The sequence below is a fragment of the Janthinobacterium sp. genome (genome assembly GCF_009923995.1).
Lineage (GTDB): Bacteria > Pseudomonadota > Gammaproteobacteria > Burkholderiales > Burkholderiaceae_D > Janthinobacterium.
Window position 1 is genome coordinate 136181 of sequence record NZ_RFSK01000005.1, and the last position, 26988, is coordinate 163168.

Sequence of the window (26988 nt, forward strand, 5' to 3'; positions counted from 1 at the left end):
TGCCCTGACGGGCAGATAGATAACCTCACTACAGCGTTTCGTCATCCTCATCACTACTTAAATCAGCACACGATCAACGCGCTGCGCATGCTGCCTCATTCACGTTGATGTCGTAGTTCGCGCCAGCAACCATGCATCGATTTCTTCAAGGTTCCATCCAATTGCTTGGCTGGATAGCTTCAGGTGCTTAGGGAAGCTCCCTGCCCTTTCGAGACGCCAAACGGTTGATCGAGACAACCCGATTTTTGCGAAAAGGGCTTTAGGACGAATAATTTTCATTGGTGTCTCACACAGATAAGTTACGTTACAGCCGTAGCTGTTCTTGTGTAGAGGCTGTCCACATCACGGTGGCCAGATGCCTGTACCAACTCTATTTACTTGGTCGCTATTTTTAGGTTCCATGTTTGTGAAAACATCAAAAAACAGCATTTTTTCAGCGTTTTTTACTGTTTTTCAGATTTTTTTCTCAGTAATAGAAATTTTCAATTTTGCATTTTTTTTGACTTTTATGCTACGATGCTACAAGTAATAGAAATTTTTAAGACGGAACATGACCCAGAAGACTGCAACGAATGAAGAGCGTAAAAAACAGGATTTGATTCGTAAGATCACAATCTGGAGAGACGGATGGGAGAGGCAACTCCGCCCATTGGCAAGGAACTGGGTAGACCGTAAGTTAGGTGATGCCGCTAACTCTATTAATTCGTTCTACTTTATGGACCCTGGAGAATTAGTCGATCAGTTACAACGCGAAATTGTTGCGATGCAGGCGAAAATCTTCAAAGCTGGCTACAGGGGCAGGACAAGGCCACGGACGATGTGGATACCTAGTCTTTATCTCTACCCTACAAAATTAGAGGTTCACAAATACATTGCTAAATCTGTTCGCCGTCCGACCGCCTTAACAAAAAAGGACTCAGAAACGATACGAAATGGTGAGTCGCGACGCATTTATCGAACGGGCCATTTATACAAGCTTTCCGTCAAAACTGCGGAGGGAACTCGATTTAATAGCCTGACAAACTTTATTGTTTGTGTTTGCGATCCAGACAAAAAAATGCCTCAAGTCTTGCAAATTTGCAGAAATGGAGATTTCTTGGTTTAGCTAACCACCGTCAGTCGGGCGCTCTGGTGAGGCAGATAGAATTTACAACTTCTATGAGAGCCCGAAGCAAAAGTGCTCCGTTCATATCCCGCCTGAACTTTCTTAGTAAATAATGGCATCCAGACCACGGCACTTTAGCTTTCGGTTCCGCCATTGTTTCGCATTGAATTCAACCGCCAGCCACGTATATCATCGTGACAAGCATTGCAACCAGAGTACAAAACTTTAATGCGAACAAACAACAAAGATTACGATTTTTCAATATTATAATTAATGTTGTAAAATTAAGTGTTAAAAAATAAACATAAAGAGATTTAACTCTGGCGCCGAGAAGGCTCACTAGGGTCAACATTTATACAAATCCTTACCACCCAAATATGTGAACTTGGCGGGAAAGGCAATGTGCGGGCTTCCACCAGAAAAGGCGCAAGATATGTTGAAAAATATACAACAAATCAAGGGACTTGGTGTTTTTAATGACTACACACATAAAACGGATGAGACCAGCGAATTTGGAGCAAAAAACCTGATCTATGGCTGGAACTACTCCGGCAAGACAACGCTGTCCCGCCTAATGTCGACGTTGGAGCGTAAAGCCCTTGGCCCTGACCTCCCTGCCTTTAGGTTCACACTAAACACTGATGGCGATGCCATCAACGAAACCAACTACACCGCCCATCCTTTGACCGTTAGGGTGTTCAATTCAGACTTCATTGTGGAGAATTTGAACTTCGCAGGCTCATCGTTCAAACCGATCCTGTTGCTCGGTGCTGACTCGGATAAAGCCCAGAAAGAGATCGATGATCTCGAATTGGAGAGGAAGGAGCTGCTGGAAGAAGCCGAGGTTAAGTCGAAACAGGCCGCCGCTAACTTGAAGACAATGACTACGGCAAAGACAACGACTGCTGCGACGATCAAAACGACGATAGGTATTGTCGAGGCGTTTGGATCAACTCAGCTCGAAAAGCAGATTGGGCTCGCCCGCATCGATACAGCGAAATTCAAGCTCAACGAATCAGTCGTACAAGAGAAGCTCAAAATCGCTCGAACTCAGGAAGCCGATAAGCTACCAACGCTGCCTCACGCCACTATATCGTTCAAACTTGATTCCTTATTAGCTGAAGTCCCAGCGCTGCTCGTCAAGATTCCAGATATGGCAAATACCATCGACCACTTGGCACAGCATCCAAAAGTGGAAGCCTGGATTGCCACTGGCCTTCCACTGCATGAGGGTAAAGGAGAATGCGAGTTTTGCGGGGGACCATTGAAGCAGGACCATATGGCGGTCCTTATCGCTCACTTCTCAAAAGACCTCAGTAATCACAAACAGGATCTGACCAATCTAAAAATCAAACTTGCGGGCGCCGAAATAGCCTATACCGCACCAAAGGATGCCGAGATCGAATCAGCTTACCGCACGAGGATTGCTGCTGCTGCTGTAAAACTGACCGATACGATCAAGTATTACAATGCCGCGATCGAAGCAGCGATCTTGGACTTAAACAGAAAATCACAGGCTCCATTCTCGACTGCAATCCTAACGCCTGTTACTCCAAACTCGACCCAAGCAGTAAAAGATGCGGCGAAGGAGCTTAATGACCTGATCGATGCGAACAACAAATCGTTCGACAACTTTCCCTCAGAAAAAGCTGAGGCCATCAATGCACTCAAACTGCACTTCGCACAAGAATTTTGTGTAAACCAAAAATTGGCTGGCTTTGAGACTAGCCAAAAAGAACTGGCAGATTCTGTCGCGAACTACAATGATCGTGCAGATAAGTTAGCGGCCGCCATTCAAGAGAAGAAGGCCATCATCAGCAAATCTCAGTTGGGACGAGAAGAGATGAACAAGATGATACAAAGCCTTCTCGGTGTGAACAGTGTTCATATCGATGTGGTCTCAGTCGGCACCGAAGAACGCTTCCAGCTTCAACGGGCGAACAAAAAGCCGGCTAAGCATCTGAGCGAGGGGGAGAAGACTGCCATCGCATTCTCCTACTTCCTTACACAGCTCCGCGAAACCAAGAATTTTGAAGATATCATTGTATACATCGACGACCCCATTTCGAGCCTGGACAGCAATCACATTTTTCAAGTGACAGCCATCATCAAAGAGACGTTTTTCCAACAGGCGAAACCAGGAAGTGAATGGACAACCCGTTGCAAGCAGATCTTCGTCTCAACACACAACTTTGAATTCTTCTCTTTGATGAAGGAGCTGAAGCCAGACAACAAGTCGTCTAAACACTATCTCGTTAAGCGGAATTCGCCAACCACCTCAACCTTCTGTGATCTTCCGAAGTCGCTTAGCCAATACAGTTCAGAATACCACTTCCTATTCAGTGTCCTACACGATTTCCAACAAGCCCCCGATAAAAAAGACTTCCGCGTTCTGATGATGCTTCCAAATGCAGCTCGCCGCTTCTTAGAGCTATATAGCTATGCAAAGTATCCCGACACAAAAAACGCTACTGTAGATCAGCGAGTCGATCGAATCTTTGGGGCAGTGAAGTCCAAGCGTATCCTCAAAGCTCTGCATTATTTTAGTCACGCAAACAATATTGAGCGCATGACTGAGAACAACGAACTCATGTGCGATATCGAAGCAGCAGTGAAGGATCTGATGACGGCATTGGAAGAAGACGATCCAATGCATATGGAAGCACTGCGGGCAGCCATCGCGGCTTAGGCGAACCGTAAGCATCTTGTCCGAACCGTCTTTATCTGCTCGCCGCCGACGCTTGCGTCGACTTCAGTGCGGCCCACCACAGTGCGCCGGCGCACAGTGCAGCCAGCTATCCCTGCGACCGAGGCGGTGCCAGCAGCACTGAATTCGTTCGGTATGGTCGTCACGCCAACTGTGCTGGCTAACGTGGGATTTCCGGCAATCGAAGCGCGCGCTGCGTACAAGGAGCCGGCGACCGCTACGCGTTCCGGTATGACGAACTGGCTATGTTTATAGTTGCGGGTCAGGAGGCGCGGTTGGCGGCGCTCGAAGCGGCGTAAAAAACTCAATGCACCACCACAACCCCTTCGGCGGATTTTTTCATTTCTACCGCCTGGAGATGCTCCACTTGCAGTATCCACATGGCAATATATATTGCCATTTTAATACTAATTAAGAGGTGTAAATGGACGATATGTACAAATTTGCAATGGCGGCGGTTTTATTCGTCTTAGCTGTCATTCTGTACAACTGCTATATCTTTGCAAAAGCCAATGGGGTTGAAACGAGCATCGTTTTCCAAACAGCGTTGGCTATCATCGGAGTCAGCGGACTGGCGATCGGGGTAGTCAGCTTGATTGGTCTTACGGAAGGTTTTTGTTTTTGGCTCGTCTTCTGCTGGATTTCCCTATGTCCACTGCTGAGCGCTATTGCTTACGTGAATTCAGTCAGCTCACACTGGCGGTTAAGTGCTCAGGAGACCGTTTACTATGGGATGTGGTGGTTCCAGTGGGGCATCGGCGCTGCTTTCGTTGTCTTGGGATATTTCCTCATTAAGCGGAAGCGCAGCTACTACTGACCCATAAACAGCCTAAGACGAAGCCCTCTATCAGAGGGCTCTTTTACGCCTTGATTAGTGACAATATCCGCGCAATTTTGCCATTAAATAATAGAATATCTGGGTGTAAAAGTGTGCGCCGCTCTACACTTAACGTTTGAAGTTTCGGGCAAAATAAAAAGACTTCAAGATACCCTTCTACAACGAAGACGCCCCTTGTTCTCGTAACACATCCTCATGAAGACAATAGTCACAAAAAAAGCTGTGTACACATCTGTGTACACAGCTTCTTATCTCAGCAGCACAAAAACTGCTAAGTCTTTGATTCTAATGGTCGGGGCGAGAAGATTCGAACTTCCGACCCCATGCACCCCATGCATGTACGCTACCAGGCTGCGCTACGCCCCGACGAGGTGAGAATTATAGCAGACGCTTTTAGGTTTTTGCCATGCTTTCCGCATGATTCATATCGAACTGCGCAAACTTTTTTGCATGTTCGTGGCAAGCGCCCTATTCGTTCAGCAATAAGGCCGTCAGGATGATGCGAAAACCGGCGATCAGGGGTTCGACCTTGACGTCCGGATTGTGAATGAAGCGCACCGGCAATCCCTGGTACAGGGCCACCAGGGCGTTCAGGCGTCCTTGCAGCATTTCCTCGTCGGCCGGCAAGCCCCGCTTGATGCGCGCATCGCGGACGATGGAGAGGAACAGTTGGCGCGAACGCTGGTCCGAGCATTGCAGCATTTCGGCGATCGCCGGATTGCGCGACGCTTCGGCAAAAATTTCCAGCGGCATCATCCACGTTTTCGGGTCCAGCGCTTCGAGCACATGCTCGCCCGCATTGTCGATCACGGCCTGCAGCGGGTCTTCGCGCTGCGCCAGGTCCTGCATCAGGTTCGACACCCGCTCCGTATTCTGCATGACGAAGGCGGCGATGATCGCATCCTTGCTGTCGAAATAATTATAGATGTGGCCCGCGCTCATGCCGGCCGCCTTCGAGATCTCGGCCATGCTCGCGCCGTGGAAGCCGCGGCGGCTGAAGCAGCTCTCCGCCGCATCGAGCACCTGCTTGCGCCGCGTGTTGGCGCGCTCGGGATCCGGATGCTTCTTTTCAACTTGGTTCATGACTTTTCCAGTAGCGCGCCGGCCCTGCCCTCGCGGGCAAGGCCGGCGTCGGCGTCCCCGTGATTATTGGACGCCGCCAGCCGCCGCGACGGCTGTCTGCTCAGGCTGCCAACCGCCGCCCAGCACCTTGTACAAGGTCACCAGGTTGGTCGATTTGGCCAGGCGCGCCGTGATCAGGCTTTGCTGCGCCGTGTACAGCGCGCGCTGGGCCACCAGGGCGTTCAGGTAGGACTCGGCGCCCTGCTTGTAGCGCGCGTCGTGGATGGTGTAGCTCTTCATCGACGCCTCGGCCAGCGATTCCTGCGACTGTAGGCGCTCGTCGATGGTGCCGCGCTGGGCCAGCGCATCGGACACTTCGCGGAAGGCGACCTGGATCGCCTTCTCGTATTGCGCCACGGAAATTTCACGCTGCACCTTGGCGATATCGAGGTTGGCGCGGTTCACGCCGCCATCGAAGATCGGCAAGCTGATCTGTGGAATGAAACTCCACGTGCCGCTGCCGCCCTTGAACAGGCCGGACAGGTTGTCGCTGACCGAACCCGCCGTCGCCGTCAGCGAAATGCGCGGGAAGAAGGCCGCGCGCGCCGCGCCGATGTTGGCATTGGCGGCGCGCAGGGTGCGCTCCGCCGCCAGCACGTCGGGACGGCGCTGCAGCACGTCCGACGGCAGGCCGGCCGGAATCTCGGCCAGCGTCGTGACGGCGCCGAACTCGCCTTGCGGCAGCAGCTCGGCCGGCACGGGACCGCCCACCAGCAGGACCAGCGCGTTCTGATCCAGCGCAACCTGGCTCGTGTAGACGGCGACGTCGGAACGGGCCGATTCGACGCTCGTCTGGGCATCGTACTTGTCCAGGCCGGACGTGGCGCCGGCACTGAAGCGGCGCACGGCCAGATCATACGACGACTGCTGGCTCTTCAGGGTGTCCTGCGCCACGCGCAGGCGCTGCTGGTCGGCCACCAGGTTCAGATAGGTGCTGGCCACTTCGGCCACCAGGCTGATCTGCTGCGCACGGCGTGCTTCTTCCGTGCCCAGGTATTGCTCCAGCGCACTGTCGGACAGGCTGCGCACGCGGCCGAAGAAGTCCAGCTCGTACGCCGACACGCCCAGGTTCGCCGTGTACTGGCGGTTGATGTATTCCTGGCCCGTGGTGCTGGTGTTCTTCGGAATGCGCGTGGCCGACTGGCCGCCCGACGCCGACAGGGTCGGGATCAGGGCGGCGCGCTCGATGCCATACGTGGCGCGCGCCTTCTCGATGTTGAGGATCGAGACGCGCAGGTCGCGGTTGTTGGCCAGCGCCAGTTCCAGTACCTGGCGCAGGCGCGCGTCGGCAAAGAACTCGCGCCAGGCGATGTCCGACACCGGCTTGGCGTCGGCAGCGGCCGTGTCGGCCTTGTAGGACGGGCCCGTCGGCCACGCCGTGGGCGCCGGCGCTGCCGGACGCTCGTACGTGGGAGCCAGGCTGCAACCGGCCAGCAAGGCCAGTGCCGCCATGGAGAGTAGCGATTTTTTCATATTAATGTGCATCCTTGGAAAGCGTGACGGCTGGCGAGCCAGGCGTCGCCGGCGTGGCAGGCGCGTCCGGCTTCGAGAAGAAGCCGCGCACCAGCACGAAGAACACCGGCACGAAGAAGATACCGAGGAACGTGGCCGTCAGCATGCCGCCCAGCACGCCGATACCGATGGCGTTCTGGCTGCCCGAACCGGCGCCGCTGGAAATAGCCAGTGGCAACACGCCCAGGCCGAAGGCGATCGAGGTCATCAGGATCGGACGCAGACGCAGGCGCACCGCATGCAGGGTCGCGTCCAGCAGCGACATGCCCGATTCCTGCATTTCCTTGGCAAACTCGACGATCAGAATCGCGTTCTTCGCCGACAGGCCCACCACCGTGAGCAAGCCCACCTGGAAGTACACGTCGTTCGACAGGCCGAACATCCACGTGCCCAGCACGGCACCGATCACGCCCAGCGGCACGACCAGCAGCACGGAGAACGGAATCGACCAGCTTTCATACAGCGCGGCCAGGCACAGGAAGACGATCAGCAGGGACAGCGCGTACAGCTGCGGCGTCTGCGAACCGGATTCGCGCTCTTCCAGCGACACGCCGGTCCAGCTCATGCCGATACCAGGCGGCAGCTTGGCCACCATCTCTTCCATCGCGTTCATGGCGGCACCCGTGCTCTGGCCTGGTGCCGGCGTACCGAGGATCTCGACCGACGGCAAGCCTTCGTAGCGTTCCAGGCGTGGCGAAGCATAGATCCACTTGCCGGTGGCAAAGGCCGAGAACGGCACCATTTCGCCGGCGGCATTGCGCACGAACCACTTGTTCAAGTCTTCCGGCAGCATGCGCGAACTGGCCTCGCCCTGGATGAACACTTTCTTCACGCGGCCGCGGTCGAGGAAGTCGTTGACATAGGAACTACCCCAGCCCACGCTCAGCACGCGGTTGATTTCCGAGATCTGCAAGCCCAGCGCCGTGGCTTTCTGCTGGTCGATGTCGATCTTGTACTGCGGCGTATCTTCCTGGCCGTTCGGGCGCACGCCCACCATGACGGGGTTCTGCGAGGCCATGCCCAGCAGCTGGTTACGCGCCGCCATCAGGGCGTCATGACCGACACCGCCGATATCCTGCAGCTGCATGTCGAAACCGGTGGCGTTACCCAGTTCCAGCACGGCAGGCGGCGCAAAGGTAAACACCATCGCGTCCTTGATCTGCAACAACTTGCCCATGGCGCGACCGGCCACGGCAGGCGCCTTCTGCGACACGTCCTTGCGCAGCGCCCAGTCTTTCAGGCGCACGAAGGCGATACCCGTATTCTGGCCGTTACCGCCGAAGCTGAAACCGGCCACGGCAAACACGGAAGCGACGTTGTCTTTCTCGCTGTTCATGAAGTGGTCTTCGACCTGTTCGATCACTTTCAGGGTGCGCTCCTGCGTGGCGCCCGTCGGCAACTGAATCTGCGTAAACAGGATGCCCTGGTCTTCTTCCGGCAGGAAGGAGGTCGGCAGGCGCATGAAGATGAACACCAGGCCAGCGAGCAACAGCACGTACAGCAGCATCGAGCGGGCGCGGTGCGTGATCATGGCGCCAACCCAGCCCTGGTACTTGTTGCTGCTGCTGTCGAAGCTGCGGTTGAACCAGCCGAAGAAACCCTTGTTCGTCGCGTGATGGCCTTTTTCGACCGGCTTGAGCAAGGTGGCGCACAAGGCTGGCGTAAACACCAGCGCGACGATGACGGACAGCACCATCGACGACACGATCGTGATCGAGAACTGGCGGTAAATCACGCCCGTCGAACCGCCGAAGAAGGCCATCGGCACGAACACGGCCGACAGCACCATGGCGATACCGACCAGCGCGCCCGTGATCTGCGTCATGGACTTGCGCGTCGCTTCCAGCGGCGACAAGCCCTCTTCGCTCATCACGCGCTCGACGTTTTCCACCACCACGATCGCATCATCGACCAGGAGGCCGATGGCCAGCACCATGGCGAACATGGTCAGGGTGTTAATCGAATAGCCAAACGCATTCAGGATGCCGAAGGTACCCAGCAGCACGACCGGCACGGCCATGGTCGGGATCAGGGTGGCGCGGAAGTTTTGCAGGAACAGATACATCACCAGGAACACCAGGATGATCGCCTCGACCAGGGTTTTGACCACTTCTTCGATGGACAGTTTCACGAACGGGGTCGTGTCGAACGCCACCTGGTAGCTCATGCCTTCAGGGAATTGCTTGCTCAGGTTGCTCAGCATGGCTTTCGCCGCGTTGGCCGTATCGAGCGCGTTGGCGCCCGTTGCCAGCTTGATCGCCACGCCGGTTGCTGCATGGCCATTGTAGCGGGCCACGGTGTTGTAGTTCTCGCGGCCCAGTTCCATGGTAGCCACGTCCTTCAGGTGCACCATGGCGCCGTCGGTGGTGGTTTTCAGCAGGATGGCGCCGAACTGTTCCGCCGTTTGCAGACGGCTTTGCGCCGACACGGTAGCGTTCAGCTGCTGGCCCTTGAGGGACGGCGTGCCGCCCAGTTCACCGGCCGACACTTCCGCATTCTGCGCCTGCACGGCCGTGATCACGTCCGCCGGGGTCAGGTTGAAGCTTTGCAGCTTGGCCGGATTGAGCCAGATGCGCATGGCGTACTGCGAACCGAACAGGGTCACGTCGCCCACGCCGGCAGCACGGCTCAGCGGATCGACGACGTTGGCGGCCACATAGTCGCTCAAGTCGGTCTGGTCCATCTTGCCGTTTTCGGAAATGAAGCCGAACACCATCAGGAAGTTCTTCGTCGCTTTCGAGACAACCAGGCCCTGCTGCGTGACAGCCGTCGGCAGCAGTGGCGTGGCCAGCTGCAGCTTGTTCTGTACTTGCACTTGAGCAATATCAGGATTGGTGCCGCTGGTAAACGTCAAGGTGATGCTGATGCCACCGGTGGCATCGCTCGACGAGGCCATGTAGCGCAAGCCGTCGATCCCCTTCATCTTTTGTTCGATGACCTGGGTGACGGCATCTTCCACGGTCTTGGCGGAGGCGCCAGGGTAGGAGCCGCTGATGGAAATCGACGGCGGGGCAATGCTCGGGTACTGCGCGATCGGCAGGCTGAGGATCGAAATCACGCCGGCAAGCATGATGACGATCGCGACCACCCAGGCAAAAATCGGGCGGTCAATGAAAAAACGGGCCATTAATATTCTCCTGGATTAGTGGGCGCTGGCAGCCGATGCTGCGGCAGAGGCTGCAGCGGCAGGCGCGTCAGCCGCCTTGGCCGGTACGGCAACGGCTGGAGCGCCTGGCTTGACTTTTTGCAAGCCTTCCACGATCACGCGGTCGCCTGCGGCCAGGCCGGACGTCACCAGCCAGTCGTTGCCGATGGTGCCGCTGGTGGTCAGCACGCGTTGCTCGACCTTGTTTTCCTTGTTCAGGATCAAGGCCGTCGCCTGGCCTTTCTGGTTGCGCGTCACGCCCACTTGCGGCACGGTGATGGCTTTTTCATCCACGCCCGTTTCCAGCTGCGCGCGCACGTACATGCCTGGCAGCAATTCGCCTTTCGGGTTCGGGAACAGCGCGCGCAAGACCACGTTGCCGGTGGTCGGATCGACGGACACGCCGGCGAACTGCAGCTTGCCCGATACGCCGTACTTGGTGCCGTCCGGCAGGATCAGGTCGACCTTGGCCTGGCCATCACCCACTTTTTTCAGCGAGCCGTCGGCCATCTGGCGCTTCAGGCGCAGCAGGTCCGTGCTGGACTGGGTCACGTCGACATACATCGGGTCCAGCTGTTGCACGGTCGTCAGGGCATCGGCCTGGCCAGCCGTGACCAGCGCGCCGGCCGTCACGGTCGAGCGGCTAGTGCGGCCGCTGATCGGCGCCGTCACGGTGCTGTATTTCAGGTTGATGTTGGCCGTTTCCAGCGCGGCGGTGGCGGACTCGACGTCTGCCTTGGCCTGTTCGAAGGCGGCCACCGCGTCATCGTATTCCTGGCGGCTGACGCCTTCGATGGCAACCAGTTCCTTGTAGCGGGCCGCTTTCGGGCCGGCCGTCAGCAGGTTGGCCTTGGCTTTCGACAGGGCCGCCTTGGCCGAGTTGTACGCAGCCTGGTAGGTGGCCGGGTCGATCTGATACAGGGCCGTGCCCGCTTTCACATCGCTACCTTCGACGAACAAACGCTTCTGGATCAAGCCGCCCACTTGCGGGCGCACGTCGGCGACCTGGTAGGCATTCGTGCGGCCGGGCAATTCGGCGCTCATCGGCAACGCGGCCGGATTAACAGTAAACACGACCACCTGCGGCGCTTGCTGCGCGTGAGGTGCTTCCTGTTTTTTACTGCAGCCGGCCATGATTACAGTGGCGCACAGAACGGCAATAGCGCCGCTCGTACGCGGCGACGTCAAGGAAAAAGTTGGTTGCATCTTGGACTTTCTGAAAAAGAAGCTGGCTAGTGTCGTTAGAAATGAATAAATTTATTAACGCAGATCAAAGAATGAACGATCATTCTAAAATCGTCAAGCATCGTTACAATTGAAACATAGTAACTTTCTGGCGAATTGTATTATTAATGATGCAATAAAATGACGACAACAACAGCGTGGGGCGCACCGGCAGGATCAGTTGGCAGCCGGGCAGATGGTAATAAAACGGCAATGCGGGAAAGTTGGGATGAGTGAATACTTTAGCAGGGTCAAGATTTCTTTGCTGAAGCAACCGACACGTGTGCAACACCGCCAGGCCGGCGCACGCCGCGCCGCCATGAATATTTACCAATGGTATCGAAAAGACATGGCGCTGGCGGTGCGCTAATATGCAGATCCACACCTTGCCATGACAGGGGGCGCAACGATGATGGCACCGGCGCAGCAGACAACCGTGGCAGGGGCTGGCTTGGTCGTGCCGCCCCTGCTGTCGACGGGCGTGCCCGGCCTCGATACGGTGCTGGCGGGCGGCCTGCTGGCCGAGCGCCTGTACCTGCTCGAAGGCGAACCGGGCACGGGCAAGACCACCCTGGCGCTGCAGTTTCTCGCCGAAGGCGCGCGCGCGGGCGAAAAGGTGCTCTACATCGCCCTGGCCGAATCGGACATCGAACTGCGCGCCGCCGCCCTGTCGCACGGCTGGGACCTGGCCGGCATCGCCGTCGAGGAAGTCGCGCCCAGCGACGACATCCTCGATCCCGAGCGCCAGTACACCATCTTCCACCCGTCGGAAATCGAGCTGGCGTCGACCAACCAGCGCATCCTGGCCGCCATCGAGAAGCACCACCCCGCCCGCCTCGTGCTCGATTCGCTGTCCGAACTGCAACTGCTGGCGGAAAACCCCCTGCGCTACCGGCGCCAGGTCATTGCATTAAAGCAATATCTAGCCAGCCGGCATTGCACCACCATCCTCATCGATGACCGCTCCGCCCTCGACGACGGCTTGCAAGTGCGTAGCGTGGCCCATTGTGTCATCTCGCTGGAACTGCAAAACCAGGCCTACGGCAACGACCGGCGCCGCGTGCGCGTGGTGAAATACCGGGGCGTGCCATTTCGCAGCGGCACGCATGACTACAAGATCGCCGAGGGCGGCCTGGTCGTATATCCCCGCCTGGTGGCGGCCGACTCGCGCCGCGACGGCAACCACCATCGCCTGTCGAGCGGCATCGCCGAACTCGACGCCATGATAGGCGGCGGCCTGGAAGAAGGCATGAGCACCCTCATTTCCGGTCCCGCCGGCAGCGGCAAGTCGACCCTGGCGGCGCAGTTCGTGCATGCGGCCACCGCGCGCGGCGAGCCATGCGCCATGTTCCTGTTCGAGGAAGCGCGCAGCAAGCTGCTGCACCGGGCCGACGACCTGGGCATGCGCCTGAAGGACATGCTCGACACGGGCCTGCTGAGCGTGCAGCAGGTCGATCCGGCCGAGCTGACGCCCGGCGAATTCGCCCAGGCCGTCGTCGACGCGGCCGAACGGGGCGCCCGCGTCATCGCCATCGATAGCCTGAACGGCTACATGCATGCCGTGCCCGACGAGCGCTTCCAGAGCACTTACCTGCACGAGCTGCTCAATTACCTGAGCCAGCGCGGCGTGGCCACCCTGCTCGTCGGGGTGCAGCAGAACATGCTGGGCACGGCCATGACCACCTCGGCCGACGCCAGCTACCTGGCCGACAATGTCATCATGCTGCGCTATTACGAAACGGAAGGCGAGGTGCGGCAAGCCATTTCCGTCTTCAAGAAGCGCGGCAGCCCCCATGAACGCAGCATCCGCCGCTTCGAGATCGGCCCGCAGGGCATCCGCATCGGCCCGGCCCTGGCCGGCTTCCACGGCATCCTGACGGGCATGCCCACCGTTGGCGGCACGCCATTTCCCTAGGGCTGGCCATGGAACAGCGCATCCTGATCTACGCGCCGGCCGGCCAGGACGCCGCCCTCGCCGTCCAGGTGCTGGCCAGCGGCGCCATCGCCAGCCATGCCTGCCGCTCGCCCGGCGAACTGGCCGAGCAGCTGGCGCTGGGCGCCGGCGGCGTGCTGACGGTGGACGAGGCGCTGCATGCGGGTGCCTACCAGGTGCTCGACGACTTCGGCCGCCAGCAGCCGGAATGGTCCGACCTGCCCATCATCCTGCTGACGCACGCGGGGCTCGATTCCCTGCCCCTGCGGCAAGCCATCGCCACCCTCGGCAACCTGACCCTGCTGGAACGTCCCGTGCACATGCTGACCCTGATCACCTCGGCCCATGCCATGCTGCGGGCGCGCCAGCGCCAGTACCAGGTCCGCGAGACGCAGCGGCGCAAGGATGAATTCCTCGCCAGCCTGGGCCATGAACTGCGCAATCCCCTGGCTCCCATCAAGACGTCCGTGGCCCTGCTCAGCCACCTGTATCCGGAATCCGAGCAGGTCAGCAAGGTCAAAGGCGTGATCGAACGCCAGGTCACGCACCTGACGCGGCTCGTCGATGACTTGCTCGACGTGGCGCGCATCACCAGCGGCAAGGTGCAGCTGCAGCGCCAGGACATTGCGCTACAACAAGTCCTCGCCCATGTCATCGAGCTGTGCCAGCCCGCCGCCAGCAGCCGCCACATCACCATCGCGCTGGACTTGCCGCCGCAGACCATCGTGCTGCACGCCGACTATGCGCGCGTGGTGCAAATCTTTGCGAATATCGTCTCGAACGCCGTGAAATTCACGCCGAATGGCGGCCACATCCACATTGCGGCGCAGCTGGCAGGCGGCCAGCTGCAGGTGACCATCGAGGACAACGGCATCGGCATCGACCCCGAAGCCATTCCCCGCATCTTTTCCATGTTCGAGCAGGGCCGCACGCAGGCGGGACAGATGGCCAGCGGCCTCGGTATCGGACTGAGCCTGGCCCGCCAGTTCGCCGAAATGCACGGCGGCTGCATCGAAGCGCACAGCGACGGGCCCGGACGGGGCAGCCGCTTCGTCGTGCGCCTGGCGGCCAGCATGGTCGAAGGGCCGCCCGCCGCGCCGGCGGATGCGGCGCCCGCCAGCGCGGGGCGGGCCGTGCAGGTGCTGGTCGTGGACGACAACCGCGACGCGGCCGATTCGCTGCAAACGCTGTTCCAGCTGGAAGGCTATGCCGTGCGGGTCGCCTATGACGGCGCGCAGGCGCTGGCCGCCATCGATGCCGCGTGGCCGCAGCTGATCGTCATGGACCTGGGCATGCCGGGCATGGACGGCTATGAAACGGCGCGCCAGATCCGCCGCCTGGCGCAGGGCCGCGACGTGCTGATGATCGCGCTGACGGGCTGGGGCCAGGGCGATGCGCGCCAGCGCACGGCGCAGGCCGGTTTCGACCATCACCTGACGAAGCCCGTCGACTTCGCCGCCATCGCCGCCCTGCTGGGCCAGCACCTGGCGCGGCGGGCGGGCGCGGCGACGGGCGCGGAATGACACTTACTTCCACTTGCCCCGCAGCTCTTGCACCTTTTGCTGCAGCAACTCCGGCGTGGCGGCCTCGGGCGGCACGGGCATGCCGACGGCCAGCGACAGGCGCGAGCGCAAGCCCGCCTTGAAGGCGCGCTCGAACAAATGGCCATTGCGGTGGCTCAGCAGGTGGCCCCACAGGCCGCGCAGCGCCAGCGGAATCACGGGCACCTTGCTGCGCGCGACGATCTTGGCGATGCCGCCCTTGAATTCGCTGATCTGGCCCGTGCGGGTCAGCTTGCCCTCGGGGAAGATGCACACCAGTTCACCTTCGTGCAGGGCTTGCGCAATGTCAATGAACGCTTTTTCCATCAGGAAAGGATCTTCCTTGGCCGGCGCGATGGGGATGGCCTTGGCCGTGCGGAAAATCCAGCCCATCAGGGGCATCTTGAAGATGCGGTGGTCCATGACGAAGCGGATGGGACGGGGGCTGGCCGCCATGATGACGATGGCGTCCACGTAACTCACGTGGTTGCACACCAGCACGGCCGCGCCTTCCGCGGGAATACGCTCGCCATCGACCACTTTTACACGGTGCACGGTCTGGATGAGTATCCACGCGAGGAAGCGCATGAGAAATTCCGGCACCAGCGAAAAGATGTAGGCCGCCACCAGCGCATTCAGGATGGCCGTGACGAGGAACAGCTGGGGTATGGTGAAGCCTTGCCCCAGCAGCACGATGGCGACGCCGGCCGCCGCCACCATGAACAGGGCATTGAGAATATTCATGCCGGCGATCGTGCGCGAAATGTGTTTCGGGTCGCAGCGCGTCTGGATCAGGGCGAACAGGGGCACGATGAAGAAACCGCCGAACATGCCGATCATGACGATGTCGAGCAGGATGCGCGGCACGCCCGCCTGGCTGACGAACGCCAGCGCGTCGACCACCTGCGTGTTCGCATACGCATTGCTGGCGAAATACAGGTCGATGCCGAACAGGGACAGGCCGATGGAGCCGAACGGCACCAGGCCGATCTCGATCTTGTGGCCGGACAGGCGCTCGCACAGCAGCGAGCCCGTGCCGATGCCGACGGAAAACACGGTCAGCAGCAGCACGAACACGCTGTGGTCGCCATGCAGGAAATCCTTCGAATACACGGGGAACTGGGCCAGGATCAGGGCGCCGTAGAACCAGAACCAGGAGTTGCCCAGCATGGCCAGGAAGACGGGACGGTTCTTGCGCGAGAAATTCAGGTTGCGCAACGATTCAGCGACAAAGTTCAGACTCACCTTCAAGTCCGGCTCGGGCGCGGGCGTGCGCGGTACGCGGTAGCTGGCGATCAGGCCGAACACGGCCACGGCGATGGTGGCGCCCGCCACCAGTTCCACGCCCAGCGGCTTGTGCACGATCAGCACGGCGCCGAGGATTTCACCCAATAATATGCCGACGAAGGTGCCCATTTCGATCAGGCCATTGCCACCGACCAATTCCTCGGGTTTCAGCTGCTGCGGCAGATAAGCATACTTGACGGGGCCGAACAGGGTCGAATGCACGCCCATGCCCACCACGGCGGCCACCAGCAGCCACAGCGTATGCGTCATCCAGCCTGCGGCGGCCACGGCCATGATGGCCAGCTCCATCCATTTGACGAAGCGGGCCAGGCCCGCCTTTTCGAACTTGTCGGCCAGCTGGCCCGCCGTGGCCGAAAACACGACGTAGGGCAGGATGAACAGGCCGGGAATCAGGTTGGTGATGGTGGATGGATCGAGCGTGGTCCAGCTCAGCGCGTCGTAGGCGAGGATCACCATCAGCGCCGTCTTGAACAGATTGTCGTTGAAGGCGCCAAAGAACTGGGTCCAGAAGAAGGGCCCGAATCGGCGCTGCGACAATAAGGAAAACTGGCTGCTTTGACTCATGGCATGGGGACGGGCAATTAAGGAATTGCTAAAATACAGCACTATCCTGCGCACGACAATCTTAATGTCTCGCCCTTGCTCCCCGTCAATACGAGCGGCAGCGCGGCGCGCCATGCCGGCCCCACCCCTTGACGCCTGTCCTGGCACAACAAAAATCGCCTGTTTCTTGATAATAAGGTAATGTGCGCATACCCTGGGTGCCGTCGCCCAGCCTCACAGGAAAGCTGTCCCATGACTGGATTGTTATCGCTGATCATATTTGGCCTGCTGGTCACCGCCTTCTTGCAAGTGCTGCAGTACCGCAGGAAAGTGGCGGACCTGGAGGTGCTGGCGGCCCGCCTGCGCAAGGAGGTCGACAGCGTGCAGCTGCGCCTGCTGGCGCTGGAAAGCCGGTCCGCCAGCGTGGCGGACATGTCGCCCCCAGCCGCCGCGCCGCAACCCGTCCCGCTGCCGGCGCCTGTGCCGCAAGCCACGCCAGCGGCGCAGGCCGGGCAGGACGACGTGGCCGATGTGCCCCTTGCCGCCCCTGCCATGTCCCCCGTGGCATCCGACAAGCCCGTGACTGCCCCGGCAGCCACGGTGGCAGGCACGGCACCGCCCGCCGCGCCGCGGCCTGCGACAGCCCCCGCCGCGCCGCAGACCCCGTCGTGGATCGCGCGCCCGGACGGCCTCCTTGCCAAGGCCAGGAACTGGTTATTTACGGGCAACCTGGTGGCCAAGCTGGGCCTGCTCATCCTCTTCCTCGGCGTCAGTTTCCTGCTCAAGTACGTCTCGGCGCAAGTGACGCTGCCCATCGAGCTGCGCCTGGCCGGCATCGCGCTGGCCGACGTCGCCCTGCTGGCCTGGGCCTGGCGCATCCGTGTCAAGCGTCCCGGCATCAGCCTGCCCCTGCAGGGCACGGCGCTGGCGATCTTGATGCTCGTCACGTTCGGCGCCTTCCGCCTGTATGCACTGATCCCGCCCGGCCTGGCCTTCGGCCTGCTGTTCATCCTGACGGCATTCACCTGCCTGCTGGCCGTGCTGCAGAACGCCGTCTGGCTGGCCGTCTTCGGCATCGTCGGCGGCTTTGCCGTGCCCCTGCTCGTGTCGACGGGCAACGGCAGCCATATCGGCCTGTTCAGCTATTACGCGCTGCTCAACGCGGGCGTCTTCGCCATCGCCCTGAAACGCGCATGGCGCATGCTGAATGTGCTCAGCTTTGGCTTCACCTTTGCCGTCGCCACCACCTGGGGTGTGCTGCGCTACACGCCAGACCACTACCTGTCCGCGCAACTGTTCCTCGTCCTGTTCGTGCTGTTTTACATCGGCATCGCCATCGCCTACTGCGCGCGCCAGGCGCCGCGCCTGACACACTACGTGGATGGCACGCTCGTCTTCGGCACGCCGCTGGCGGCCATGGGCCTGCAATACGGCCTGGTGCGGCACTTTGAATTCGGCCTCGCCTTTTCCGCCCTGATTGCCGGCCTGTGCTACACGGGACTGGCCCTGGCCCTGTGGCGCCGCGCAGGTTTCAAACTGCTGGCCGAAGCCTTCCTGGCACTGGGCATCGTCTTCGGCACCCTGGCCATCCCCTTCGCCCTCGACGGCCGCTGGACCTCCGCCGCCTGGGCGCTGGAAGGCGCGGGCATCGTCTGGGTCGGCTTGCGCCAGCGCCAGACCCTGGCCTGGGCCTTCGGCCTGCTGGTGCAGGCGGCCGCCTGGCTTGCCTTCCTGTTCGCCATGCTGGGACTCGATGCGGCAACGGCCCTGCACGCCAACATCTGGCTCGGCTGCCTGCTGCTAGCCGCCGCCGCGCTGGTGATGGCCTTCAATTTCCGCCGCCACGGCAGCCACCTGTACCCGGAACTGATGGCTGGGCTGTCCGTGCTGTTCCTGACGGCTGCCACGGCATGGCTACTGGGCGGTGTCTGGAATGAAATCCTGCTGCGCGCGCAGGCGGCCACCTTGCTGAACCTGCTGACCGTCAGTGCCCTGGGCGTGACTGCCCTGCTGGCGTGGCTGGCGCGGCGCGAAGACTGGCATGCGCCGCGCGCCCTGCTGCTGGCCGTGCAAGTGCTGGCGGGCCTGATGCTGCTGAGCCGCAGCAGCTGGGACTGGGATGCGCATCCGGCCAGCCTGCTGGACGGCTCCTTCCTCAGCGCCCTGCTGCTGGGCGCCGCCGCCTTCGCCAGCGCCTGGTTTGCCGCGCAGCGCGCGCGCGGCGGCGATGCCCTGATCGCCCTCGTGGCGCGCCCCCTCCTGCAATGGAGCGGCGTGCTGTGGTTTGCCGCCATCCTCGTGCCGCTTGCCAGCTGGCTGCTGCGCCTGGTCGACGGCGAGGCGAGCATGCAGCCGCACGCGGGCGAGCACTGGCTGGCGCTATACCTGCTTGCCGTGTGCGTCACGACGCCGGCGTTCGCCATCGTGGCGCGGCGCCTGGATTGGCCGCAGCTGCGCTGGTTCGGCGTCGCCGCCTGGCTCGGCCTGGGTCTGTGGAGCGCCAACCTGCTGCAAGCCCTGTACCTGCGCGATTACCTGCCGACGGGCCTGTCCTGGCTGGCCCTGGCCGGCGCGCTGGCGGCCGGCGAATACCTGCTGCGGGCCTGGCCGCAAGCGGGCTGGCGCCTCGACGTGCGTGCGCAGCGCCTGCTGCATACGCTGCGCACGGCCGCGCCCTGGCTGATGCTGTGGCCCGTGGGCGCCATGCACGTCAGCGCCTGGCTGGCGGACCATGCAGGCGGCGCCAGCCCTGCCTGGGCCCGCTACTTGCCGGCCTGGGCCATGATGCTGGCGCTGGCCTGGCTGATCCGCCGCTGCCGCGCGGGCGGCTGGCCCGTGGCCCCCATCGCCACGTGGTACCAGCGCACCCTGATACCGCTCGGTGCGCTATGGTCGCTGCTCTTGATTGCCGCATGGAATATCGTCGACGATGGCGCCATGGCACCCCTGCCCTACCTGCCGCTGCTCAATCCGCTGGACCTGAGCACGGGCTTTGCCGTCCTGCTGGCCATCGCCAGCTACCGTTTATTGCCTGCGGGCCAGGTGCCGCTGCCCGCCCTGTGGCAAGCGCGCTTGCCTGTCGTGGCCGCCTGCTTCCTGTATGGCTGGTTCAACCTGATGCTGTTGCGCACGGTCTCGCACTATCTGGGCGTGCCATACCAGTTCGAGGACTTGTTCGCATCGCAATTCGTGCAAGCCATGCTGTCGCTCGTGTGGAGCGTCACGGCCCTGTTGCTGATGCGCCATGCGGCCCGCCAGCAACGGCGCCAGCAGTGGGGCCTGGGCGCCGTGCTGCTGGGCCTCGTCGTGCTGAAACTGTTCGCCATCGACCTGTCGAACGTGGGCGGCATCGAGCGCATCGTCTCCTTCGTGGGCGTGGGTTTGCTGATGGTCTTGATCGGCTACCTGGCGCCCTTCCCCAAGGCCGAAGCGGAAGCGCCAGCCGAACCGAACCAGGGAGCCGCATGAAAGCCGCCCTTCTTTTCTGCACCGCGCTGATGGCGGGCGCCGCGCTGGCCGCGACAGCCCCCCAGGTACCGGATCGGCCGCAGGATTATGGCTGGAGCATGTCCGTGCAGGTGCCCGCCGGCGCGGGCCTCGTCCAGCTACCGCTGCCCAGGGAAGTCTACCTGCACGCCCGCTCGGCCAGCCTGGCCGACGTGCGGCTGTTTGATGCCGACGGCAAGCGCCTGGCCTACGCCATCGGCGTGCCAGCCGCGCCATCGGCCACGCGGCGCAGCAGCATTCCTGCCCGTATTTTTCCCGTGACAGGCGCGTCCGGCAACGGCGTGCCAGGCATCGATATCCGCACGGCGGACGATGGCCGCCTGCTGTCGGTCAGCACGCGCGCCGGCACGGCAGCGGCCACGGCCACGCTGCAGGCCCTGATCCTCGACCTGGGCAAGCAGGCCGAAGGCAGCCGCATCGCCGCCTTGCGCTTCACGCCACCGGCCCGCGCCGACAACTACAGCGCGCAAGTGCTGCTGGAAGTGAGCGATGACCTGAAGCAATGGGATGCCATCGGCACCACCACCCTGAATTGGCTCAGCAACGCCTACACGCAGACCCTGGCCAACGACGGCATCGCCTTCGCGCCGCGCGCCTTCCGCTATGCGCGCCTGAGCTGGCAGGCGGGCGAGCCGCTGGCCTTTGCGGCGATCACGGCGCAAGCCGTCAGCGAAACGGAAGTGGCCGCGCCGCGCGCCGCCATCGTGCTGCAGGGATCGCCCGGCAAGCAGGAGCATGAATGGCGCTATGCCACGCCCATCGCCATTCCCGCCGACAGCATCGCCCTGCAATTTACGCAAAGCAACGTGGTCCTGCCCGTGACCCTGGGCGTGTACCGTCAGAACAGCGAGCCTCCCCGGCACCGGCTGCACCTGCGCCAGCCGGCGCGACCCGCCCAGGGCGCGTATTTCGATCCACTGCTGAGCACGACGTTTTACCGCATCGGCCTCGATGGCAAGGAAAGGATGTCGGGCGAGCTGGCCATGCCCGTGACGCAGACGGCACTCTGGGTGATGCAGACGTCGCCCGAGCACCCGCTGTCCGCCGCCAATGCGCCCGCCTTGCGCCTGGGCTGGACGCCGGCCACCGTCGTGTTGCTGGCCAGCGGCAAGCCGCCCTATCGCCTGGCCTTCGGCAGGAACGATGCGGCAGCCGTGGCGCAGCCGCTGTCGCAGGTGGCGCCCGGCTTCCAGGCAGAAGAATTGCGCGCGCTCAAGACGGCCAGCGCCGGCCCGCTGCAAACCAATGCAGGTGCGGCGCCCGCCCCCGCCGCCAGCGATGGCGCGCCATGGCGGCTGGCCGCACTGTGGGCCGCACTGCTGCTGGGCGTGGCCGTACTGGGCTTTTTTGTCTGGCGTTTGCTGACGCAGATCAAGCAGGAACAAGCGGATAGCGGCAGGCCGCGAAATTAGATTGGTAGTTGGTGACTGCCAACTGGCCGCGAACGCCGCCGCAGCATGACGTTTGCCGTTTGCCGTTTGCCGTTTGCCGTTTGCCGTTTGCCGCCAGGCTAACGTCTGGTACCGGGCGCACTGTGCACGGGCAAGGGCGAGCGGGTAACGCTGGCAACAGGCACCTGCCGCAGGACAGGATCAGCCAGCGTGAGTCAGCGTGCGCGAATACGCGCCCCCATCACGCGACAGCAGCAGCAATCACCCGGCATCCCGCCAAATTCCCAAATTCAATTCATATCCCCATTTCCAGCATTTACGCGCATATGCGCATCTACACCGACGCACGTCTCCGCAGCATCAATGTTGCACCGCACGGCATAGCCGATGTTGCACTGCCTGCCTCGCCGCCCGCGTCGCCCACCTCTGTCGTCACTGCCGCAGCAGCGCCTTAAACGTCTGCGGCATCCAGGGACGGGCCGCCAGCAGGAAGCTGATGGCCAGGCGCTCATCGCCAGGCAGGCGGGCGTCTTCCTGGTGCTGCTGCGAGAATTCCAGGGCCACCTGCTGCAGCCGCTCCAGCAAGGCCGCCGTGGATTTTTTCGACAGCATCACGTTCACCAGGCGCAGCAATTCGGTCTCGCCGTCGAATTGCGAATTCAGGTAGTCGCCATAGGCCACCTCTTTGAAATAGCTATGAATCGGGCCGTTCGGTATCCACGCAAACGTGCGCGCTACCAGCAGTTTGACCCGGTTATTCGGCAGCAGTTCCAAAAAGCCGATCTTGTCGAGGCGCAGCAGGTATTTCACGGCTTGCGCCTCGCTGATGTCATAGGTGGCGACGATCTGTTCCAGCGGCAGCAGGTTCAGGGCCGAGACGGCCACCACGAACAGCCGCGTATCCTCGATGATTTCCTTCTCTTGCGCATACGTCAGTCCCGTGATCAGCGTCGGCCTGGCCTGCGCCGCCTGCACGGCCAGCGCCAGCTGCTGGAAGTCGCTGCCGACGGCCACCAGGATCTGGTCCAGCCGCTGCAGGGTAAATTGCTTCTGCGAAAACATCCGCTTGACGCTGGCTTCGGACACGCCGATGCGCTGGGCCAGTTCGGCATACGTGACGGCGCGCGCTTTCAGCAGGCGCTTCAAGGCCTCGATGAGGGCGTGGGTTTGCGGCATGCACTTCCTTTGTAAAAATATTATCATCTCGGCAGCTAAAAAAGTAGCGTAAAACGCTACCCTCGGTATGCCTTCTCGCTACGAGTAGCGTTTTCATTGACCAATGGGCCCCAGTCTACAATGATGACGTGGCCAATTGGCACACTTGAAGGAGAAACACATGAAACGCCTGCTGCCCCTCTGCCTGTCCCTGTCGCTGTTGACGCTCTCCGTGGCCGCCCCCGGCATGGTCCATGCCGCCGCGTCGGAGAACCTGTCGAAAGGCTCGCAAAACCTCAGCGACGGTTCCGCCGTCGTCGTCGGCGGTTCGCTGTCGATGCTGGTCGCTTCCGGCCAGGTGGTCATTGCCAGCGTGGAAACGGTGGGCGAAGGCGTCGTCATCGTGCTGAAGGGCGCGTCCGAAGCGGGTGGCGCTTCCATCCAGATGAGCACGCAAGCGGCCAAGGGCCTGTCGCTGGCCGCCGGCACCGTGGTCAATGTGGTGGCGCTGTCCACCGGCCACATGCTGGTCATGTCGGGCAAGGCCATCGCCTTCATCCCGAACGAACTGGGCAAGGCGCTGCTGCACCATTCCAAAGTGTAAATCATCAATGAAAAACAGGCATGCCATGAAACAGTTATTCGCCACCGCCCTGCTGTGCGCCGCCACCCTGGCGCCGCTGGCCCAGGCCGCCAATTCGGACACCACCAACGCCTCCGACCATGCCAGCATGGCGTCGGCCATCGTGCTCGTCGGCTCCATGTCGCTGCTGGCCGCCGCCGGTGAAGTCGTCGTCGACACGGTGGAAGACGTGGCGGACGGCAGCGTCCTCGTGCTCAAAAGCACGGCCAAAAGCGCCTCGTCCGCCGCCACGGCTTCCGTCAAGCTGAGCCGGAAGGCCGCGCAGGGCCTGGCGCTGGCCGCCGGCACGGTGCTCGACGTGGTCGCCGTCTCCACGGGCCATGTGCTGGTGCTGTCGGGCAAGACTATTGCCTACCTGCCCAATGCGGCCGGCCAGGCCATCCTCCACCATTCGAAAGCGTGAAGCCCATGAAACGCCTGACTGTCATCGTCCTCTGCCTGGCCCTGGCGGGCGCCGCCCATGCGGGGCGCTCGTGCGAAGAGAAACCGACGGATGCTGCCACCCTCGTCAAATCGATGGACCTGGCGCAAAAGACCCTGCAGGCGCTCGACAAGTCAGGCGCGCAGGTGGCGCTGGTGGCGCGGGCCGGCCAGGACCTGTCGAAATACCAGGTGCGCTATTCGCACATGGCGCTGGCCTGGCGCGACCACCCGAAGGGCCGCTGGCTGGTGGTGCACGAACTCAACGAATGCGGCACGGCGCAATCGTCGCTGTACAACGAGGGACTCGGCAATTTCTTCATGGATGATGTGTTCATGTATGAAACGCTGATCCTGATCCCGGGTCCGGATACGCAGCAGCAACTGGTGCGCCTGCTGGGCAGCAGCACGCCGAAGCGCCTGCACGACGCCCGCTACAATATGCTGGCCTACCCGTTTTCCACCAGGTACCAGAACTCGAACCAGTGGGTGCTGGAAACCCTGGCCGCCGCCAGCAACGAGCCGGGCAAGATCGAAACGCGCGAGGAAGCGCAGAACTGGCTGCGCAGCGTCGACTTCATTCCGCAGACGCTGAACATCCCCGCCGCGACGCGCCTGGGCGCGCGCATGTTCCGCGCCAACATCGCCTTCGACGACCAGCCGTTCGACCGCCGCATGGCGGGCAAGATCGACGCCGTCACGGTGGACGCCGTGGCCCGCTTCGTGCGCCAGCGCGAGCCCCAGGTGCAGGAAATCGTGGTGCGGGGAAACTAACTGCGCTGCAACAGGCGAAACAGCGGCCCGATCAGCAATACCAGCACCACCATGCGCGCCACGTGGAAAGCCGTGACGATGGGCACGCCCAGATGCAGGGTCTTGGCCGTCAGCGACATTTCCGCGATGCCGCCCGGCGACGTGGCCAGGATGGCCGTGCCGGGATGGAGGTCCAGCCAGTGCGCCAGGCCCAGGCCGAAGCCGGCGGCCAGCAGCAGCATCAGGATGCTGCACAAGGCCACGCTGGCCAGGTAGCGGGGGGCCGCATGCAGGAAGGCGGGGCTGAAGCGCGTGCCCAGCGCGATGCCGATGAACAGCTGGCCCGCGCGTATCATCCACTCGGGCAGGCGCGACAGATGGATGCCGAACGCCGTCAGCAGCAGGGCCGCCAGCAGGGGGCCGATGACCCAGGCGTTGGGGAGGCCGGCCCGCTTGAATGCGAGAGCGCTCAATACGGTGACGAGCACCAGCAGCGCCAGCCCGCCCGGATCGACGAACGCGGCGCCGGGCACGAAGCTTTCATGCCCTTCTTGCAGGCCATGGCTGCCCCAGTAGCGCACGCCGAACGGAATGGTCGCCACCACCAGCATCATGCGCAGGCTGTGCGCGGCAGCCACCTTGCCCACGTCGGCGCCATGGCGTTCGCTCTGCACCGCCATTTCCGACGCGCCGCCCACCGCCATGGCAAAAAAGGCGGTGGCCTGGTCGATGCCGGACAGGCGCCGCAGCAGCAGTGCGCCAACGCCGCCCAGCGCCAGCGCGAACAGCACGGCACCGGCAATCCATGGTGTGTAGGCCGTGAGCACGGCCAGCACGGGCGCCGTGAAATACAGGCCCAGCGCCGTGCCGATGGCCCACTGGCCCGCTTCGCGCACCCGCACGGGGCAAGCCAGTTCGCGTCCGGCCAGGCGCAGGCCCGCCGTGGCGAACAGGGGACCGATCATCCACGGCAGCGGCGTGTGCAGCCACAGGCAGATGGCGGCGCCCGCCAGGCCGGCGGCCAGCGCCGCACCGAAGGCGCGCCAGCGCGGCCACCACCACACCGTTAAAACACCCAGAGTTTATCGGCCGGCATGTGCAGCCAGTACTTGCCCGCTTCCAGCTTGTGGCGCGAATAGGCGCGCAGGCTGATGTTGTCCGCGCCGCCCCGTTCGAACAGGCATTCCCAGCGGTCGCCCAGGTACATGCAGGTCAGCAGCGGCATCTCGATGGCGTTGTCCACCTGCGCGGCGCTGATCTTCACCTCTTCCACGCGGATCATCGTCGTCACCTCCGCGCCCACATTGGCGCCGCGCGCCACGCCCAGCATGGGCGCGCCGTCGACGAGCAGGCGCACCTGATTGCCGTCGCGCTGCACCACCTTGCCAGGCAGGCGGTTGTTGCTGCCCATGAATTCCGCCGTGAACAGGGTGTCCGGGGTTTCATACATGCTTTGCGGCGTGCCCTGCTGCTCGATCTTGCCGTTATTCAGCAGCAGGATACGGTCGGAGATGGCCATCGCCTCGCCCTGGTCATGCGTCACCATCAGGGCCGACAGGCCCAGGCGCACGATCAGTTCGCGCAGGAAGGCCCGCGCTTCCTCGCGCAGCTTGGCGTCCAGGTTCGACAGCGGCTCGTCGAGCAGGATCACGGGCGGGTTGTACACCAGCGCGCGGGCAATCGCCACGCGCTGCTGCTGGCCGCCGGACAGCTGGTGCGGATAGCGCTCGCCCAGGTGCCCCAGGCCCAGCTGCGTCAGCACTTCCTTGATGCGCGCCGCGATCTCCGTGCTGCCCATCTTGCGCAACTTGAGGCCGTAGGCGACGTTGTCGAAGACGGTCTTGTGCGGCCACAGCGCGTACGACTGGAACACCAGGCCCAGGTTACGCTGCTCGGCCGGCATCTCGAAATGCTTCGCGCCGTCGAAGACATTGCGCTCACCGATCTGGATGGTGCCCGCCTTCGGGCTTTCCAGCCCGGCCACGGCGCGCAGCAAGGTGGTCTTGCCGCTGCCCGAAGGCCCCAGCAGGGCGACCACTTCGCCCTTCTGCAGGTGCATCGAAACGCCCTTCAGGATGGGGTTGGCGGAAGCGCCGGTGCCATAGTCCAGGTGCAGCTCATTGACGGTCAATTCATTCATG

Annotated in this window: 20 protein-coding genes and 1 tRNA gene; 11 read left to right on the forward strand and 10 right to left on the reverse strand. The window is 61.9% G+C overall.

Annotation, left to right across the window (positions count from 1 at the left end; translation table 11 throughout):
• Positions 1-99: 99 nt before the first annotated feature.
• The gene (locus tag EBS11_RS28355) at positions 100-279 is read right to left on the reverse strand and encodes an AlpA family phage regulatory protein (RefSeq protein ID WP_365954799.1); all 180 of its coding nucleotides are present in this window, start codon (positions 277-279) and stop codon (positions 100-102) included.
• A gap of 271 nt (positions 280-550) precedes the next feature.
• Between EBS11_RS28355 and EBS11_RS04355 the strand changes: the two genes are divergently transcribed.
• The 3 genes from EBS11_RS04355 (at position 551) to EBS11_RS04365 (ending at position 4629) form a co-directional block, all read left to right on the forward strand.
• On the forward strand, positions 551-1105 hold the full coding sequence (locus EBS11_RS04355; protein ID WP_290600825.1) for a hypothetical protein: 555 nt from the start codon (positions 551-553) through the stop codon (positions 1103-1105).
• Positions 1106-1538: 433 nt separating this feature from the next.
• Positions 1539-3794 (forward strand): AAA family ATPase, encoded by a 2256-nt coding sequence (locus tag EBS11_RS04360; RefSeq protein WP_290600826.1) that lies wholly within the window; start codon positions 1539-1541, stop codon positions 3792-3794.
• Positions 3795-4236: 442 nt separating this feature from the next.
• Complete coding sequence (locus EBS11_RS04365) at positions 4237-4629, forward strand: hypothetical protein (protein WP_290600827.1); 393 nt, start codon at positions 4237-4239, stop codon at positions 4627-4629.
• 310 nt (positions 4630-4939) lie between these two features.
• Here EBS11_RS04365 and EBS11_RS04370 read toward each other — a convergent pair.
• From EBS11_RS04370 to EBS11_RS04390, 5 genes are all read right to left on the reverse strand, one after another.
• Positions 4940-5016: transfer RNA gene (locus EBS11_RS04370), tRNA-Pro, on the reverse strand.
• 102 nt (positions 5017-5118) lie between these two features.
• Positions 5119-5733 (reverse strand): TetR/AcrR family transcriptional regulator, encoded by a 615-nt coding sequence (locus tag EBS11_RS04375; RefSeq protein ID WP_290600828.1) that lies wholly within the window; start codon positions 5731-5733, stop codon positions 5119-5121.
• Positions 5734-5796: 63 nt separating this feature from the next.
• Positions 5797-7245, reverse strand: a complete 1449-nt coding sequence (adeC, locus tag EBS11_RS04380) for an AdeC/AdeK/OprM family multidrug efflux complex outer membrane factor (protein ID WP_290600831.1) — start codon at positions 7243-7245, stop codon at positions 5797-5799.
• Position 7246: 1 nt separating this feature from the next.
• Positions 7247-10411 (reverse strand): efflux RND transporter permease subunit, encoded by a 3165-nt coding sequence (locus EBS11_RS04385; RefSeq protein ID WP_290600833.1) that lies wholly within the window; start codon positions 10409-10411, stop codon positions 7247-7249.
• A gap of 15 nt (positions 10412-10426) precedes the next feature.
• Positions 10427-11503 (reverse strand): efflux RND transporter periplasmic adaptor subunit, encoded by a 1077-nt coding sequence (locus tag EBS11_RS04390; RefSeq protein ID WP_290600834.1) that lies wholly within the window; start codon positions 11501-11503, stop codon positions 10427-10429.
• 379 nt (positions 11504-11882) lie between these two features.
• On the opposite strand from EBS11_RS04390, the gene EBS11_RS04395 reads away from it, so the two are divergent.
• The 3 genes from EBS11_RS04395 to EBS11_RS04405 all read left to right on the forward strand — a co-directional run bounded on the left by EBS11_RS04395 (position 11883) and on the right by EBS11_RS04405 (position 15109).
• Positions 11883-12023: a hypothetical protein gene (locus tag EBS11_RS04395; RefSeq protein ID WP_290600835.1), complete on the forward strand. Its 141-nt coding sequence runs from the start codon at positions 11883-11885 to the stop codon at positions 12021-12023.
• Between the two features lie 66 nt (positions 12024-12089).
• Positions 12090-13568: an ATPase domain-containing protein gene (locus EBS11_RS04400; protein WP_290600836.1), complete on the forward strand. Its 1479-nt coding sequence runs from the start codon at positions 12090-12092 to the stop codon at positions 13566-13568.
• 8 nt (positions 13569-13576) lie between these two features.
• Positions 13577-15109 (forward strand): ATP-binding protein, encoded by a 1533-nt coding sequence (locus EBS11_RS04405; protein ID WP_290600837.1) that lies wholly within the window; start codon positions 13577-13579, stop codon positions 15107-15109.
• Between the two features lie 3 nt (positions 15110-15112).
• Here the strand turns inward: EBS11_RS04405 and EBS11_RS04410 are convergent, their stop codons facing one another.
• Positions 15113-16999: an MFS transporter gene (locus tag EBS11_RS04410; protein WP_290600838.1), complete on the reverse strand. Its 1887-nt coding sequence runs from the start codon at positions 16997-16999 to the stop codon at positions 15113-15115.
• A 231-nt stretch (positions 17000-17230) separates the two neighbouring features.
• Here EBS11_RS04410 and EBS11_RS04415 point away from each other — a divergent pair, with 231 nt between their 5' ends.
• Together EBS11_RS04415 and EBS11_RS04420 are read left to right on the forward strand one after the other, a co-directional pair.
• Positions 17231-20446 carry a DUF2339 domain-containing protein gene (locus EBS11_RS04415; protein ID WP_290600839.1) on the forward strand — a complete coding sequence of 1072 codons (3216 nt, stop codon included), beginning with the start codon at positions 17231-17233 and terminating at the stop codon, positions 20444-20446.
• The gene (locus tag EBS11_RS04420) at positions 20443-21897 is read left to right on the forward strand and encodes a DUF3999 family protein (RefSeq protein ID WP_290600840.1); all 1455 of its coding nucleotides are present in this window, start codon (positions 20443-20445) and stop codon (positions 21895-21897) included. Before EBS11_RS04415 ends, EBS11_RS04420 begins: the two co-directional genes overlap by 4 nt.
• 411 nt (positions 21898-22308) lie before the next feature.
• Here EBS11_RS04420 and EBS11_RS04425 read toward each other — a convergent pair whose 3' ends face one another.
• Positions 22309-23052: a helix-turn-helix domain-containing protein gene (locus EBS11_RS04425; RefSeq protein ID WP_290600842.1), complete on the reverse strand. Its 744-nt coding sequence runs from the start codon at positions 23050-23052 to the stop codon at positions 22309-22311.
• Positions 23053-23212: 160 nt separating this feature from the next.
• Between EBS11_RS04425 and EBS11_RS04430 the strand changes: the two genes are divergently transcribed.
• Genes EBS11_RS04430 through EBS11_RS04440 form a run of 3 tightly spaced genes read left to right on the forward strand, consistent with a single transcriptional unit; the run spans position 23213 to position 24868 of the window.
• Positions 23213-23635, forward strand: a complete 423-nt coding sequence (locus tag EBS11_RS04430; RefSeq protein ID WP_290600844.1) for a hypothetical protein — start codon at positions 23213-23215, stop codon at positions 23633-23635.
• A gap of 25 nt (positions 23636-23660) precedes the next feature.
• Entirely contained in the window at positions 23661-24077 is a 417-nt protein-coding gene (locus tag EBS11_RS04435) for a hypothetical protein (RefSeq protein WP_290600845.1), read from the forward strand.
• Positions 24078-24082: 5 nt separating this feature from the next.
• Positions 24083-24868: a DUF2145 domain-containing protein gene (locus EBS11_RS04440; protein ID WP_290600846.1), complete on the forward strand. Its 786-nt coding sequence runs from the start codon at positions 24083-24085 to the stop codon at positions 24866-24868.
• Here EBS11_RS04440 and EBS11_RS04445 read toward each other — a convergent pair.
• Both EBS11_RS04445 and EBS11_RS04450 read right to left on the reverse strand, forming a co-directional pair.
• Complete coding sequence (locus tag EBS11_RS04445) at positions 24865-25911, reverse strand: AbrB family transcriptional regulator (RefSeq protein ID WP_290600847.1); 1047 nt, start codon at positions 25909-25911, stop codon at positions 24865-24867. The two genes, EBS11_RS04440 and EBS11_RS04445, sit on opposite strands and share 4 nt — an antisense overlap.
• 2 nt (positions 25912-25913) lie before the next feature.
• Positions 25914-26987 (reverse strand): ABC transporter ATP-binding protein, encoded by a 1074-nt coding sequence (locus EBS11_RS04450; RefSeq protein WP_290600848.1) that lies wholly within the window; start codon positions 26985-26987, stop codon positions 25914-25916.
• Position 26988 lies beyond the last annotated feature (1 nt).

Excerpts from the sequence above, each read along its gene's own strand:
- EBS11_RS28355 (WP_365954799.1), bottom strand. The coding sequence starts at position 279 with ATGAAAATTATTCGTCCTAAAGCCCTTTTCGCAAAAATCGGGTTGTCT.
- EBS11_RS04355 (WP_290600825.1), top strand. The coding sequence starts at position 551 with ATGACCCAGAAGACTGCAACGAATGAAGAGCGTAAAAAACAGGATTTG.
- EBS11_RS04360 (WP_290600826.1), top strand. The coding sequence starts at position 1,539 with ATGTTGAAAAATATACAACAAATCAAGGGACTTGGTGTTTTTAATGAC.
- EBS11_RS04365 (WP_290600827.1), top strand. The coding sequence starts at position 4,237 with ATGGACGATATGTACAAATTTGCAATGGCGGCGGTTTTATTCGTCTTA.
- EBS11_RS04375 (WP_290600828.1), bottom strand. The coding sequence starts at position 5,733 with ATGAACCAAGTTGAAAAGAAGCATCCGGATCCCGAGCGCGCCAACACG.
- adeC (WP_290600831.1), bottom strand. The coding sequence starts at position 7,245 with ATGAAAAAATCGCTACTCTCCATGGCGGCACTGGCCTTGCTGGCCGGT.
- EBS11_RS04385 (WP_290600833.1), bottom strand. The coding sequence starts at position 10,411 with ATGGCCCGTTTTTTCATTGACCGCCCGATTTTTGCCTGGGTGGTCGCG.
- EBS11_RS04395 (WP_290600835.1), top strand. The coding sequence starts at position 11,883 with ATGAGTGAATACTTTAGCAGGGTCAAGATTTCTTTGCTGAAGCAACCG.
- EBS11_RS04405 (WP_290600837.1), top strand. The coding sequence starts at position 13,577 with ATGGAACAGCGCATCCTGATCTACGCGCCGGCCGGCCAGGACGCCGCC.
- EBS11_RS04410 (WP_290600838.1), bottom strand. The coding sequence starts at position 16,999 with ATGAGTCAAAGCAGCCAGTTTTCCTTATTGTCGCAGCGCCGATTCGGG.
- EBS11_RS04415 (WP_290600839.1), top strand. The coding sequence starts at position 17,231 with ATGACTGGATTGTTATCGCTGATCATATTTGGCCTGCTGGTCACCGCC.
- EBS11_RS04420 (WP_290600840.1), top strand. The coding sequence starts at position 20,443 with ATGAAAGCCGCCCTTCTTTTCTGCACCGCGCTGATGGCGGGCGCCGCG.
- EBS11_RS04425 (WP_290600842.1), bottom strand. The coding sequence starts at position 23,052 with ATGCCGCAAACCCACGCCCTCATCGAGGCCTTGAAGCGCCTGCTGAAA.
- EBS11_RS04430 (WP_290600844.1), top strand. The coding sequence starts at position 23,213 with ATGAAACGCCTGCTGCCCCTCTGCCTGTCCCTGTCGCTGTTGACGCTC.
- EBS11_RS04435 (WP_290600845.1), top strand. The coding sequence starts at position 23,661 with ATGAAACAGTTATTCGCCACCGCCCTGCTGTGCGCCGCCACCCTGGCG.
- EBS11_RS04440 (WP_290600846.1), top strand. The coding sequence starts at position 24,083 with ATGAAACGCCTGACTGTCATCGTCCTCTGCCTGGCCCTGGCGGGCGCC.
- EBS11_RS04450 (WP_290600848.1), bottom strand. The coding sequence starts at position 26,987 with ATGAATGAATTGACCGTCAATGAGCTGCACCTGGACTATGGCACCGGC.